The organism is Streptomyces sp. 8L, assembly GCF_020176795.1.
In the GTDB taxonomy this organism is placed as follows: Bacteria; Actinomycetota; Actinomycetes; order Streptomycetales; family Streptomycetaceae; genus Streptomyces.
On sequence record NZ_JAIUKE010000928.1, the window covers coordinates 1 to 928 of the forward strand.

A 928-nucleotide genomic window follows, 5' to 3' on the forward strand; every position below is an offset into this window, starting at 1 on the left:
GCGGTCTCCGGTCCTTCCGAGCTTCGAACTCCATCGCATCCCCTGAACTGGGGTGTTGCGACGACCACTAGAACCAACGTACGCGGGGGGCCGGGCTTCGTCGGTGCTTGGCGAGGCGGGCGGGGCTCGCGGGCGCCATTCCCACGTCGGGGCTCGGGGCCCGGGGATAGCTTCGGGCGTACCACGGTCCGCCCACCTCTCCCGCTCCGGCCGAGAGCGGGAGCCTTCACCGCCGGACGGTGAACGCCTCCGCCCTCGGAACGTGGCGGGTGCCTCGGCCGGTCATCAGGTCCGGGGCCGGCCGAGAACGTGTCGGTAGATCGTCTGCCTACTGACCTGGAAGGCTCGCGCCGTAGCGGTGACGGTGGTGCCGGGCGTGGCGAGCATGGCACGAGCGTGCGCGATCTGCTCGTCGTCAAGCGGTCCTCGCCGTCGGCGGACGGGAGCAGCGCCGGAGGCAGGGTCGTAGCCGAAGGCGAGGGCGTCCTCGTACGGCATGCCGGAGGCCATGCAATGGTAGAGGCACAGGACGAGCTTGCGTCCCAGTTTCCTCAGCGCCGTGGCGTGTGCGTCGCCGGCGTCGCGGCGCCTCGTGTAGTACGCCTGGGCTCCCGGTGAGTGGCCGATCATGGAGAAGGCCGCCGTATGCAGCGTGCTCCGCAGGCGTGTGGAAGACGCCCTGCGAAACGCGACCCGCACGGTCCGGCCGGAGGCCCAGGTGATCGGGGCAACACCCGCGTAGGCCGCCAGGGAGCGTCCGCTGCCGAAGCGCTCGACGGGCCGGTCCCCGATCTCCGCCAGGAGGTAAGCACCGAGGACCCCGCCGATTCCTGGAACGCCCGCCACCACAGGGCACAACGGGTGGGCGGCGTAGTGCTGCGCCAAGGCCCGCTGGAGGTCGTCGGCTTGCCGCACAGCGTGGTCGAGA

1 protein-coding gene is annotated in these 928 nt (G+C 71.2%); it reads right to left on the minus strand.

The window, feature by feature from the left end:
- Positions 1-285: 285 nt before the first annotated feature.
- A partial coding sequence (locus LCE31_RS39935) for a transposase (protein ID WP_225023214.1) occupies positions 286-928 on the minus strand: 643 nt, incomplete at its 5' end.